This window comes from Xanthomonas sp. NCPPB 1132, assembly GCF_056629235.1.
In genome coordinates, this window is sequence record NZ_CM152819.1 from 1,106,220 (window position 1) to 1,118,099 (window position 11,880).

The 11,880-nt window shown below is 68.8% G+C and carries 10 protein-coding genes; 6 read left to right on the forward strand and 4 right to left on the reverse strand.

Features of this window, described 5'->3' with window-relative positions; translation table 11 throughout:
• Nucleotides 1–91: 91 nt before the first annotated feature.
• Nucleotides 92–1,147, reverse strand: coding sequence for a lipid A-modifier LpxR family protein (locus AC1G9L_RS04800; protein WP_019800101.1), 1,056 nt, complete (start codon nucleotides 1,145–1,147; stop codon nucleotides 92–94).
• A gap of 355 nt (nucleotides 1,148–1,502) precedes the next feature.
• Here AC1G9L_RS04800 and AC1G9L_RS04805 point away from each other — a divergent pair, with 355 nt between their 5' ends.
• The 4 genes from AC1G9L_RS04805 to AC1G9L_RS04820 all read left to right on the forward strand — a co-directional run bounded on the left by AC1G9L_RS04805 (nucleotide 1,503) and on the right by AC1G9L_RS04820 (nucleotide 5,919).
• The gene (locus AC1G9L_RS04805) at nucleotides 1,503–1,781 is read left to right on the forward strand and encodes a DUF493 family protein (RefSeq protein ID WP_019800102.1); all 279 of its coding nucleotides are present in this window, start codon (nucleotides 1,503–1,505) and stop codon (nucleotides 1,779–1,781) included.
• Entirely contained in the window at nucleotides 1,769–2,476 is a 708-nt protein-coding gene (lipB, locus tag AC1G9L_RS04810; protein WP_481070384.1) for a lipoyl(octanoyl) transferase LipB, read from the forward strand. The genes AC1G9L_RS04805 and lipB overlap by 13 nt, the downstream gene beginning before the upstream one ends.
• Before the next feature lie 22 nt (nucleotides 2,477–2,498).
• Complete coding sequence (lipA, locus tag AC1G9L_RS04815) at nucleotides 2,499–3,509, forward strand: lipoyl synthase (RefSeq protein WP_010343118.1); 1,011 nt, start codon at nucleotides 2,499–2,501, stop codon at nucleotides 3,507–3,509.
• Nucleotides 3,510–3,741: 232 nt separating this feature from the next.
• Entirely contained in the window at nucleotides 3,742–5,919 is a 2,178-nt protein-coding gene (locus AC1G9L_RS04820) for a carboxy terminal-processing peptidase (protein WP_019800105.1), read from the forward strand.
• A 336-nt stretch (nucleotides 5,920–6,255) separates the two neighbouring features.
• Here the strand turns inward: AC1G9L_RS04820 and AC1G9L_RS04825 are convergent, their stop codons facing one another.
• Entirely contained in the window at nucleotides 6,256–6,999 is a 744-nt protein-coding gene (locus AC1G9L_RS04825; RefSeq protein ID WP_481071018.1) for a sulfite exporter TauE/SafE family protein, read from the reverse strand.
• A gap of 86 nt (nucleotides 7,000–7,085) precedes the next feature.
• Between AC1G9L_RS04825 and AC1G9L_RS04830 the strand changes: the two genes are divergently transcribed.
• Complete coding sequence (locus AC1G9L_RS04830) at nucleotides 7,086–7,985, forward strand: LysR substrate-binding domain-containing protein (protein WP_481070385.1); 900 nt, start codon at nucleotides 7,086–7,088, stop codon at nucleotides 7,983–7,985.
• 573 nt (nucleotides 7,986–8,558) lie between these two features.
• On the opposite strand, the gene AC1G9L_RS04835 is transcribed toward AC1G9L_RS04830, so the two are convergent.
• Together AC1G9L_RS04835 and AC1G9L_RS04840 are read right to left on the reverse strand one after the other, a co-directional pair.
• Nucleotides 8,559–9,434 carry an endonuclease/exonuclease/phosphatase family protein gene (locus AC1G9L_RS04835; RefSeq protein WP_019800458.1) on the reverse strand — a complete coding sequence of 292 codons (876 nt, stop codon included), beginning with the start codon at nucleotides 9,432–9,434 and terminating at the stop codon, nucleotides 8,559–8,561.
• Nucleotides 9,435–9,520: 86 nt separating this feature from the next.
• Entirely contained in the window at nucleotides 9,521–10,519 is a 999-nt protein-coding gene (locus AC1G9L_RS04840) for a glycosyl hydrolase 53 family protein (RefSeq protein WP_019800459.1), read from the reverse strand.
• 283 nt (nucleotides 10,520–10,802) lie between these two features.
• On the opposite strand from AC1G9L_RS04840, the gene AC1G9L_RS04845 reads away from it, so the two are divergent.
• Entirely contained in the window at nucleotides 10,803–11,858 is a 1,056-nt protein-coding gene (locus AC1G9L_RS04845; RefSeq protein WP_481070386.1) for a bifunctional nicotinamide-nucleotide adenylyltransferase/Nudix hydroxylase, read from the forward strand.
• Nucleotides 11,859–11,880: the final 22 nt, after the last annotated feature.

Below are 11,880 nucleotides of genomic sequence, written 5' to 3' on the forward strand. Positions count from 1 at the left end.
CGGTAAAGCATCGCGGCTGAAGCCGCTCCTACGGCACCGCGCGCTCGTGAAGACCTTCGAATCCCGAATCCCGACTCCCAAATCCCGGCGGCTAAAGCCGCCTGCTCACTGTAAAGCTGCCGAACACCGGCGTCTGCCGCTGCAGGTCGAACTCGCGGGTGCGCCAGTAGCGGGCGAGGGCGAACTTCCATTTGCCGCGCATCACCGCCAGGCCGATGCCGGCGTCGCCGACGAAGGGGCGCTTCTTCACGCTGTGGCTGTCGCGGAAGGTGTTGCCGTCCAGGGTGATGTCGCGCAAGACCCAGCGTCCATCGGTGGTCACGAACAGGTGCGCCGACCAGCCGCTGCCGACGCTGTCGGCCGGCGGGGCGACGTTCTCGCCGGCGGGGCGCAGCGGCGAACTGCCGAAATCGTCGGGCAGCTTCCAGCCCAGGCGCAGTTCCATGCCGGCATTGGCGTGGGTATCCAGGGTGCCCAGCGCGCCGCCCCAGTGGCTGATCGCGTCCCACCCCCAGCCGTCGCGGCTGCCGTCGCCGGACCAGCGGCGCAGGCGTTCGTGCAGCACGCGGAACACCGGCTCGTCGTGCAACTGGTTGTCCCAGCCCTGGAACTTGGCGTCGCCCAGCAGGTCGTGCACCGCATCCTGCACCTGCTTGCCCTGCGCCGACGGGCCGACCAGGCCCAGGGTGAGTTGCGTGGTGCGCAGGCGGTCGTCGTTGCGCGCGTTATAGCCGATGTTCATCAGCAACAGGCCGGCGTAGGGACGGTCGTCCTCGATCAGGTCGCGGCGCGTCTTGTCGGTGGGGGTAAACAACGCCTGGCCGATCGCGAAGGTCATGTTGCGCTGGGTGAAGTCGCTGTTCGGCTGCAGCCAGGTCAGGGCGCGGTTCGCCGCCCGCGCCAGCCGCGGGAGGCAGGGGTCGTCGGTATAGTCGCGCAGGTTCGGCGAGACGATGATCAGGCCGAACCCATTGGTATAGCCCTGGTCCTGGCCGGCGCCACCGAACAGGTCGTTGTCGACGCGGACGTTGACCGTGGGCGCGGTCGCTTCCAGGGTGTCGCGTGGGCATTGCGTGGTGGCGGCGACTGGGGCCGAGGCGAAGGCCAGGGCGATGGCCAGCGGAAAAAGCGGGCGGGGCGACGGCATGGGCGGCGTCTCTGGTCGGAAAAGGCGTGAGCGGCGATGTCCGCCTGCAGGCAGTCGATGCCGGCGACATCCCGGACCATGAACGCAGCCCGTGCAGTGAAGGATAGGCAAAAGTGCCGTAGCGGACAAATTCGTCCGTTTGGGTTTGTCTGTCCCATTCGCGCTCTTGTCGAGTGAAGGCGATGGTGCGCAATGACCCGCGCAGGGAGCCCCATGTCGAGGCAGCGGGGCCGCGCCACACCGGTGCCTTGCACGTACACGGGCCTGCGCTTCATGCGGCTGGCAGCACCCGGGCCGCTGCCGTCCACCCCGGCGCGGCCTTGGGTTTGCCCGGCGCCGGCCCGATAATGCGGGCATGGACATCACTTCCGATAACCCCGATCACGGTTTTCAGTTCCCCGGCGTGTTCGAGCTCAGCGCCATGGGCACGGCCAACACCGGCCTGGAGTCCGAACTGCCGCGCCTGCTCGCCGCCGCTGGCGTGGAGGTGATGGAGGAGCGCATCAGCTGGAAGCATTCGTCCAACGGCAAGTACGTGTCGGTGCGCATCGCCTTCCGTGCGCTGGACCGTGCCCAGTACGACGCCGCGCACCAGGCGCTGCGCGAGCACCCGGAAGTGAAGTGGACGCTGTAGCCGGGGACGCGCCACTGGCGCAGGCCCCCACGCTGCCGCCGTGCCGGGTGCGCCAGCTCGGCCGCCAGCCCTACGAGCCGGTGTGGCGGGCGATGCAGCGCTTCACCGATGCGCGCAACGAGGCCACGCCCGACGAATTGTGGGTGGTCGAACACGAGCCGGTGTTCACCCTCGGCCAGGCCGGCAAGCCGGAACACGTGCTGGCGCCCGGCGATATCCCGGTGCTGCAGGTCGATCGCGGCGGCCAGGTCACCTACCACGGCCCCGGCCAGTTGGTGGTGTACCCGCTGCTGGACCTGCGCCGGCTGCACATCGGCGTGCGCGACTACGTGTGCCGGATCGAGCAGGCGATCATCGACACCCTCGACGAATGGAACATCCTCGGCGAGCGCCGCGAAGGTGCGCCGGGCGTCTACGTCGGTGGCGCCAAGGTCGCCGCGCTCGGCATCCGCGTGCGCCGCGGCTGCACCTTCCACGGCCTGTCTTTCAATGTGGCGATGGACCTGGAGCCGTTCCACCGGATCAATCCCTGCGGCTACCAGGGCCTGCAGGTGACCGCGGTGCTAGACTTGGGCGGTCCCTCCGGCATGCAGGCGGTCACCCCGGTCCTGCTGGCCCAACTGGCGCGCCAGTTCGGGCTGACCCTGCAGCCGCTCGACGCCTTGCCCGATCTTTCGCTCACGCACGCGGCCTGACCGCCTGCCCGCCGACCACGCCATGACCCAGCCCAGCGCACGCTCCATTCCCTTGCAGGTCCTTTCCGGCGACAGCGCGCCCGCGCCGCTGCAGACCGGCGTCAAGCAGTTGGGCGGCGACAAGATCGCGCGCTCGCCGGTGCAGTTCGCCGATGCGCCGGTGCTGCGCAAACCCTCGTGGATCCGCGTGCGCATTCCCTCCGGCAATGCGGTGCAGAACCTCAAGGCCAAGCTGCGCGAGAACCGCCTGGTCACCGTCTGCGAAGAGGCCAGCTGCCCGAACATCCACGAGTGCTTCGGCCACGGCACCGCCACCTTCATGATCCTCGGCGAGGTCTGCACCCGCCGCTGCTCGTTCTGCGATGTCGCACACGGCCGGCCCAAGCCGCCGGATGCGGGCGAGCCGGCCAGCCTGGCGCAGACCGTGGCCGACATGGGCCTGAAGTACGTGGTGGTGACCAGCGTCGACCGCGACGACCTGCGCGACGGCGGCGCCCAGCATTTCGCCGACTGCATCGGCGCCATCCGCGTCGCCGCGCCGAACACCCGCATCGAGATCCTGACCCCGGACTTCCGCGGCAAGGGCCGCATGGACCGCGCGCTGGAGATCCTGGCGACCAATCCGCCGGACGTGTTCAACCACAACATCGAGACCGTGCCGGACCTGTACCCGAACGTGCGCCCCGGCGCCGACTACCAGTGGTCGCTGACCCTGCTGAAGAAGTTCAAGGCGCAGCATCCGGCGATCGCCACCAAGTCCGGCATCATGCTCGGCCTGGGCGAGACCCTGGAGCAGGTGCAGGCGACCCTGCGCGACCTGCGCGCGCACGACGTGGACATGGTCACCATCGGCCAGTACCTGCAGCCGACCGCCCATCACCACCCGGTGATGCGCTACTGGACGCCGGACGAGTACAAGGCGCTGGAGGAGTACGGCAACGCGCTGGGCTTCAGCCACGTCGCCTCCGGGCCGATGGTGCGTTCGTCCTATCACGCCGATCGCCAGGCGGCCGGCGCCGGCGTCGCCGCCTGAATCGCGTCCTCCTGAGCCGCGTCGTCGATCGCGCCTGTGCGCGGCGGCGACGCGCGTTCGTCGCCGCAGGACGACCGTCCGCGCGGCTCGCACCGGCAGCGTTCACACTTCTGCGCAGGCACGCCGCTAGTCTGCTTCATGAACAGGTGACACGGCCTGCAACTTGCGTCACTGTCGTGTTGTCTCACGCGATGTGCTGCCCCCCTGACGGCCTGGTGCCGAGAGTCCCCAGATGAAATTCAAAGCTTCCGCCTTCCTGCTGGCGTTTGCGCTGACCGCACCGCTGGCGCTGTTCGCCCGTACCGATGCGCCCGCCCTGCCGGCCGCTGCCACCGCCGACCAGGCCACCACCGCCAAGCTGGTGTACGGCCTGCTCTCCGACAGCCGCTACGCCTACCGGCCGCGCGCCCTCGACGAGGCGACCTCCAAGGAGGTCTTCAAGAAGTACCTGGAGACCCTGGACGGCAGCAAGCAGTTCTTCACCCAGGCCGATATCGACAAGTTCGCGAGCTTCCAGAACAACCTCGGCGCCAACATTTCCTCCGGCCAGCTGGAACCGGCGTTCCAGATATTCGCCGTGTACCGGCAGCGGGCGGACGAGCGCATCGCCTACGCGCGCAAGCTGCTCAAGCAGGACTTCAACTTCGACGGCGACGAGAAGTTCGAGTACGACCGCAAGAACGCGCCGTGGGCCAAGGACGACCAAGAGCTGGATGCGCTGTGGCGCAAGTCGGTGATGAACGACTGGCTGCGGCTCAAGCTCGCCGGCAAGAAGCCGGAGGACATCCGCAAGACGCTCGATAAGCGCTACGCCAACCTCGACGACTCGGTGAAGGAACTGAAGAGCGAGGACGTGTTCCAGTTCTTCATGAATGCCTACACCAATACGGTCGATCCGCACACCGACTACTTCACCCCGCGCACCGCCGAGAACTTCAACCAGCAGATGTCGCTGTCGCTGGAAGGCATCGGCGCGCAGTTGCAGAAGCAGGACGACCTGGTGGTGATCCGCGAGGTGATCCCGGGCGGTCCGGCCGCGCTGGACGGCACGCTCAAGCCGGGCGACCGCATCGTCGGCGTCGGCCAGGGCAAGAGCGGTCCGGTCGAGGACGTGATCGGCTGGCGCATCGACGACGTGGTCGCCAAGATCCGCGGCGACAAGGACACCCAGGTGCGCCTGGAGTACATCCCCGCCGAAGCCGGCGTGGACGGCAAGCATCGCCAGGTGCTGCTGACCCGGCAGAAGGTGCGCCTGGCCGAACAGGCCGCCAAGGGCGAGACCATCGAACTGCCGGCGAAGGACGGCGAGCCGGCGCGGCGCATCGGCGTGATCAAGCTGCCGGCGTTCTACCAGGACTTCGAAGGCCGCCGCCGCAACGCCAAGGACTATGCCTCGGCGACCCGCGACGTGGCCAAGCTGCTGGCCGGGTTCAAGACCGACAAGGTCGACGGCGTGGTGCTGGACCTGCGCAACAACGGCGGCGGTTCGCTGGACGAGGCGATCGAGCTGACCGGCCTGTTCATCGAGCAGGGCCCGGTGGTGCAGGTGCGCGAATCCGGCGGCCGCGTCACCGTCAACAGCGACCAGAACCCGGCCGTGGCCTGGGACGGCCCGCTGGCGGTGCTGATCAACCGTGGTTCCGCCTCGGCGTCGGAGATCTTCGCCGGTGCCATCCAGGATTACGGCCGCGGCCTGATCATCGGCGAGACCAGCTTCGGCAAGGGCACGGTGCAGAACATCGTCGACCTGGACCGCTGGCCGGCCAACGAGACCGACCGCTTCGGCCAGGTCAAGCTGACCATCGCCCAGTTCTTCCGCGTCAGCGGCAGCAGCACCCAGCACAAGGGTGTGGTGCCGGACATCGCCTTCCCGGCCAGCGTCGATGCCACCGAGTTCGGCGAGAGCACCTACGACAACGCGCTGCCGTGGAGCCGCATCGCCGCGGTGCCGCACACCCAGTACGGCAATTTCGCGCCGCTGCTGCCCAAGCTGGAGGCGCTGCACACCACGCGCATCGCCAACGACAAGGAATTCCAGTGGTGGGAAGAGGATGTGCGCCAGTTCCGCGACGAGGCGGCGAAGAAGTACGTGGTGCTCAACGAGGCCGAGCGCCGCGCCGAGCGTGAGAAACAGGACGCGCAGCGCAAGCAGCGCCAGGAGGTCCGCAAGCAACTCGGCCTGCCGCTGGATCCGCTGGCCGACGACAGCAGCGACGACGGCCTGACCGGCAACGAGCGCGACATCATCAAGGATGCCGCGCGCGAGAAGCTGGTCGACAAGCGTCCGGACCCGCTGCTGCGCGAATCGGCCTCGATCCTGAGCGATGCGGTCAACCTGCTGGAAAAGGATCGCCCGCTGTCGGTGCAGGTGCTGCCGCAGTCCACCGGCCCGGGGCGCTGGGCCGACTGAGTCCGCTCGCCGCCTTCGTCCGAACACGAACGCGCCATCGCCCAGCGGTGGCGCGTTTTTTGTTGCAGGTCGGATTTTGCAGGTAGCCGATATGCGCCATCGTCATGCGCTGGTCGATCCACGGTGTCGGTGGGTGCGGAGGAACTGGCGGGCTGCGTGGGCCGGCAGTCCATCTCCTGGATCGGTACGCACCGCGGGAAGCGGCGTTGATCCGCCGCGTCCTCGCCGTGTGGCATCGTAGGAGCGGCTTCAGCCGCGACCCAGCATTCTCGAGAGGACCCCGTCGCGGCTGAAGCCGCTCCTACCGCTGCGCGATACAGCGGCGAAACCACCTCTTCAGCCCAGCGCCTGCCACACCTGGTGCACACCCAATCCCAGCAAGGTCAGGAAGAACACGCGGCGGAACGTCCTGGCGGAGATGCGCTGGCGCAGCCGCGTGCCCAGCCACATGCCGATGGCGGTGGGCAGCAGCGCCAGCAGCGATGGACCCAGCGCGTGCGAGGGAAAGGCGCCGTGCGCGATCAATGCCGCGGCCAGCGCCAGTGTCGCCGCGGCGAAGCAACTGCCGAGGGCGCGCATCAGCATGTCCCGCGGCAGCTCCAGCGCCACCAGGTAGGGCAGCACCGGCAACACGAACACGCCGGTGGCACCGGTCAGCAATCCGGTCGCCAGGCCCACGGGCGGCCCCGCCCAGCGCGCCTGCGAGGGCGACAGGCGCCCCTGCCACTGACTCAGCCCAAGCAGGGCATACAGCGCCAGCAATGCGCCCAGCCCGGCGCGCGCCAGCCGCGGGTCGGCACCGGCGAGGATGCCGGCGCTGCACCAGGTGCCGGCGACGATGCAGGCCAGCAGCGGCCACAGCCGCCGCAGCAGCGCGCCCGTGCCTGCGCCCCAGGCCTGTTGCAGATTGATCAGCAGCGACGGCAATGCCAGCAGCGCCGCCGCCTCGGTCGGCGTCAGCCACAGCCCGAGCAGGCCCATCGCCACCGTCGGCAGGCCCATGCCGGCCACGCCCTTGACGCCGCCGGCCAGCAGGAAGACCAGGGCGATCGGCAGCAGGTGCGGGGCGAGCGTGTCCATGACGTCGAGCATCGGCGTGCCGCGGCGGCCGGACAATGCGCGAATGCTTCAGGCAGACTTCGGCAACGACGAAGGCGGGAGCGCCGATGCACCTGGATTTCACCGATCTGCGGCTGTTCCTGGCGGTGGCCGAAGCCGGCAGCATCACCGCCGGCGCCGACCGCGCCGCATTGTCGCTGGCCGCCGCCAGTGCACGCATCCGCGCGCTGGAGACGCAGCTCGGCGTCGCGGTGTTCGAGCGCGGCCCGCGCGGCGTCGGCCTCACCGCGGCCGGCACCGCGTTGCTGCGGCACGCGCGGCAGTTGCTGCGCCAGGCCGAGGCGATGCGCAGCGAACTGGGCGAATACGCCGGCGGCCATCAGGCGAGTGTGCGCCTGCTGGCCAATACTGCGGCGCTGTCGGAGTGGTTGCCGGAGGTGCTGGCCGAGTTCCTGGTGGCGCATCCGCGCATCGATCTGGCGCTGCGCGAGCAGGGCAGCGTCGCCGCGGCCGACGCGCTGCGCGAGCAACGCGCCGACCTGGCGGTGATCGCCGATCACGCCGATCTGCAGTGCCTGCAGGCCCGCCCGTTCCGACAGGACCGGCTGGTGCTGGTGGCCGCGGCCACGCACCCGCTGGCACAGGCGTCGCAGCTGCGGTTTGCGCAGGTGTGGCAGGCGCAGTTGCTCGGCCTGGCCGAGGACAGCGCGTTGCAGCAGCATCTGCGGACCCAGGCCGCGCGTGCCGGTGGCCAGTTGCGTCTGCGCGCACAGGTGCACGGCATCGAACCGCTGTGCCGGATGCTGGCGCGCGGCGCCGGTGTGGCGATCCTGCCGCAGGCGGCGCTGGAGCGGGTCAGCGTGCGCGCGCAACTGGTCGCGGTGCCGCTGCAGGAGCCGTGGGCGTTGCGCCAGTTGTCGATCGTGTGGCGACCGACACCGGCGCCATCGTCGCCGGTGCAGGAGGTCCTCGATTGGTTGTGCGCGCATGCCGCGCCGGCGGACTGAGGATCCGTCGGCTGGCGCATGACGGACGCCTCTGACGATGCGCTTGCGCAATGGTGCAGCGAGGCATCGTTAACTCGCAGGCGCCGGCTTTGTTACGCTGTTCGGGATCGCTTGCGACGGCTGTTCCCGGTGACGCGTGTCGCGGCTGAATCGCTCCTGCGGGCGCACGGCCCTTTGTCAGCGCAGGTGCTTCCTGTGGGAGGGACTTCAGTCCCGACTGCTACCGGAGCCGGATGCTTTCCGGTGCAAGATTGAGGCTGAAGAACTGAGCGGATCACGCGCCTCTGCTTTGGCTCTGCCGGAGGTGTTGCCTGTCTTGCAGCGCTCGATGTGGCCTTGGCCAGCCAGCCACGCCAAGGCCTTTCACGTCATGCGCGTCGCGGCTGAAGCCGCTCCTACGACGAGCGGCACTTCGTTAGTTGACCGTCTGCCTTACCAGGCATGACGTCGCCTGGTAGGAGCGGCTTCAGCCGCGAAAGGCTTTACCGCTGGCGCCTCGCCGCGGCTGATACCGAACAGATAGGAACCGCTCCCGTTCGCAGGCCTGCGGTCCATGCCACAGGCCCACGCGCCTCACTGCGGCCAAGCGAACGTGGCGATCACCGGGAAGTGGTCCGACGGCCAGTGGCCCTCCGGCCGCGCGTCGAGCGTGGCGTAGTCGGTTGCTTTGAGCCCGCGCGAGAGGATCCAGTCGATGCGCCGGTCCGGGTGGCCGGTGAAATCGTGGAAGGTCGCTTCCGGGCCCCGCGGCTGCGCCACCTGCGTGCGTGCATCGGCCAGGCTGGCGGTGAGGGTGTGGTAGGTCGGCGAGTCCGGCACGGTGTTGAAGTCGCCGGTCAGCACCACCGGCACGTCCGCCGGCAGCGCCTTCAGCCGCGACACGATCAGCGCCGCGCCCTTGGCGCGGGCCGCTTCGTCCTCGTCGCGATAGGGCAGATGGGTGTCGAACAGGTAGAAGCGGCGGCCATCGCCGACGCGCTCGAACAGCCCCCAGTTGACCATGCGCGGCAGCGGATGGCCCCAGCTGATGCTGCCCATCACCTCCGGCGTGTCCGACAGCCAGAAGTGACCCGAGTCCACCAGCTTCAGCCTGCGGCTGTCGTAGAACACGCCCATGCGTTCGCCGTCGTCCTTGCCGTCGCGGCTGGGACCGAACCAGCGGTACTCCGGCAATTGCGCGGCCAGGTAGTCGGCCTGGCGCTCGACCAGTTCCTGTGTGCCGAACACGTCCGGATGCTGCGCGCGGATCAGCGCGGCCATCGCGCTGCGGCGCACGTCCCAGCGCTTGTCGCCGTCGGTGTCGACCGGCACGCGCACATTGAAGCTCATCACCTTGAGCGGGGCCGGCGCAGCGGGCGTTGCGGGCGTGCGCGCCTGCGCCGGCGCGATGCACGCGCCCAGCACCAGCAGCAGAGGAAGCGCGAGCGTGCGCGCGGACGACAGCGACATGGCAGATCTCGACAGGAGCGGAGCACGCGATGGTGGCACGGCGGTGGTGTCGGTGACCACCGCGTGGCGCGCCTGCCGAGCGGCGATCAGTTGAACGCCGACAGCGCCTGGGTGAGTTTGCCGTTGTTGTCGACCGCGCCCATCGTGTAGCCCTGCCAGCCCGGATACGCGTCGGGTTCCCAATAGAACACGCCCAGCCCACGGCTGCCGAGCGCGCGGGTCTTGCTGAGCAGATCGGCCAGCATCGCGCGGGTGGTGGCGGCCTGCTGCCAGTCCATGCCGACCTCGCTGACGATCACGTCCGACCCGTAGCGCGTCACCATGTCCTGCATGTTGCTGGCGATCTGGGTGTTGGCGCTCTGCCAGGCATTGGTGGACGGGTAATGCGACATGCCGACCACGTCCCACTTGCCGCCGGCCGACTTGAGGCTGTCGAAGAACCAGCGGAAGGTCGCGTTGTCGTAGCCATTGGCCAGGTGCACTATCACCTTGGCGTTGGGGTAGACCGACTTGCTGGCGTTGTAGCCGCTGTTGATCAGCTGCGCGAGGTTGCCGAAGTTGGGCGTCTTGCCGTCCGGCCACAGCATGCCGCTGTTGATCTCGTTGCCCACCTGCACCCAGCTCACGTCGATGCCGTTGGACTTGAGGTAGGACAGGATGCCGTTGGTGTGCGAATACACGTCCTTCACCAGGGTGGCGAAGTCGTGGTTGCTCCAGGCCGCCGGCTTGGTCTGCTTGCCGGGATCGGCCCAGCTGTCGCTGTAGTGGAAGTCGATCATGATGCGCATGCCCTGCGCCTTCGCGCGCTTGGCCATGTTCAGCGTGTCGGCACCGTCGTTCCAGCCGCCCTGCGGATTGACCCACACGCGCAGCCGGATCGCGTTGACGCCGGTGCCCTTGAGCAGCGAGAAGAAATCGGTGGTGGCGCCGGAGGCATTGCGGAACACGCGCCCGCTGCTCTCCTGCTGGTCGATCCAACTGACATCGGCACCTTTGGCGAAGGTCTGCGCCATGGCCGGCGCACACAGACAGGCGAGCAACAACACCAGCAGCCAGGCGGACACGCGCTTGCTCGATCGGTTCATGCGATTCTCGCAGTGATGGGAGGAGGGAAGGAGGGCGTCGCGCGGCCGCGAACGGTGGCCGGCGCGACGTGCCGGGCGGTCCCCATGGCCGCGGCGCGCACGAGGCTAGCGCGATCGCTGTGGCGACGCGCGCTGCACTGCAGCGTCGCCGGCGCGACGTCCGCGCGCGCTGTCTGGATGGCCGATGAATCTGCGCGGTGCGTCACTTGACGCGATGCGGCATCGGCGTAGCATTTCGCCCACGCCAAGGGACAGACCCGCGGCGATCAACCAACCGTGAGGGATGCTCATGGAGTTCGACTATCTGGTGTTCATCGGGCGCTTCGAGCCCTTCCACAACGGCCACGCTGCCGTTGCCCGCCACGCCCTGGCGCGTGGACAGAAACTCATCTTCCTGATCGGCTCGGCCGAGACTCCCCGCACCATCCGCAATCCCTGGACCGTTGCCGAGCGCAGCGTGATGATCCAGGCCGCGCTGGAAGGTGCCGGCGAGCGCTTGATCCTGCGTCCGCTGCGCGATCACCTGTACAACGAAAGCCAGTGGATCGCCGCGGTGCAGTCCACGGTGGCCGAGGCGGTGCGCAGCGACGGCGGCAGCGCCGAGGCGCGGATCGGCCTGATCGGCATGGACAAGGACGCCAGCAGCTATTACCTGCGCGAGTTCCCGCAGTGGCCGCTGGTCGACGTGCAGCACACCGAGACGCTGTCGGCGACCGAGCTGCGCCGTTACCTGTTCGAGGCCGGCAGCATCGATTTCCACGGCGCGCTGCTGATGCTGCGCGGCAACGTGCCGACGCCGGTGTTCGACATGCTCGAGGCGTTCCGCAAGAACTCGCCGTCGTACGCCGAACTGCTCGCCGAATACCAGTTCATCGAGCAGTACCGCGCCACCTGGAAGGAGGCGCCGTATCCGCCGACCTTCGTCACCGCCGACGCGGTGGTGGTGCACTCCGGGCACGTGCTGCTGGTGCGCCGCCGCGCGGCGCCGGGCAAGGGGTTGTGGGCGCTGCCGGGCGGCTTCGTCGGCCAGCACGAGAGCATCCTCGATGCGTGCCTGCGCGAGCTGCGCGAGGAGACCCGGCTGAAGATCCCGGTGCCGGTGCTCAAGGGCTCGCTGAAGAACCGCCACGTCTTCGACCACCCCGAACGCAGCCTGCGCGGGCGCACCATCACCCATGCCTTCCACTTCGAGTTCGTGTTCGGCGAACTGCCCGAGGTGCGCGGCGGCGACGACGCCGACAAGGCGCGCTGGGTGCCGGTCAGCGAAGTGCTGGGCATGGGTCCGAAACTGTTCGAAGACCATCTGCACCTGCTCGAATTCTTCCTGGGCCGCGGTTGACGCGGCCTTCCCGGCCGGCGGA

What these genes read in the sequence shown, in the direction of transcription:
- AC1G9L_RS04800 (WP_019800101.1), bottom strand. Translation starts at nt 1,147, where the DNA reads ATGCCGTCGCCCCGCCCGCTTTTTCCGCTGGCCATCGCCCTGGCCTTC.
- AC1G9L_RS04805 (WP_019800102.1), top strand. Translation starts at nt 1,503, where the DNA reads ATGGACATCACTTCCGATAACCCCGATCACGGTTTTCAGTTCCCCGGC.
- lipA (WP_010343118.1), top strand. Translation starts at nt 2,499, where the DNA reads ATGACCCAGCCCAGCGCACGCTCCATTCCCTTGCAGGTCCTTTCCGGC.
- AC1G9L_RS04820 (WP_019800105.1), top strand. Translation starts at nt 3,742, where the DNA reads ATGAAATTCAAAGCTTCCGCCTTCCTGCTGGCGTTTGCGCTGACCGCA.
- AC1G9L_RS04825 (WP_481071018.1), bottom strand. Translation starts at nt 6,999, where the DNA reads ATGGACACGCTCGCCCCGCACCTGCTGCCGATCGCCCTGGTCTTCCTG.
- AC1G9L_RS04830 (WP_481070385.1), top strand. Translation starts at nt 7,086, where the DNA reads ATGCACCTGGATTTCACCGATCTGCGGCTGTTCCTGGCGGTGGCCGAA.
- AC1G9L_RS04835 (WP_019800458.1), bottom strand. Translation starts at nt 9,434, where the DNA reads ATGTCGCTGTCGTCCGCGCGCACGCTCGCGCTTCCTCTGCTGCTGGTG.
- AC1G9L_RS04840 (WP_019800459.1), bottom strand. Translation starts at nt 10,519, where the DNA reads ATGAACCGATCGAGCAAGCGCGTGTCCGCCTGGCTGCTGGTGTTGTTG.
- AC1G9L_RS04845 (WP_481070386.1), top strand. Translation starts at nt 10,803, where the DNA reads ATGCTCATGGAGTTCGACTATCTGGTGTTCATCGGGCGCTTCGAGCCC.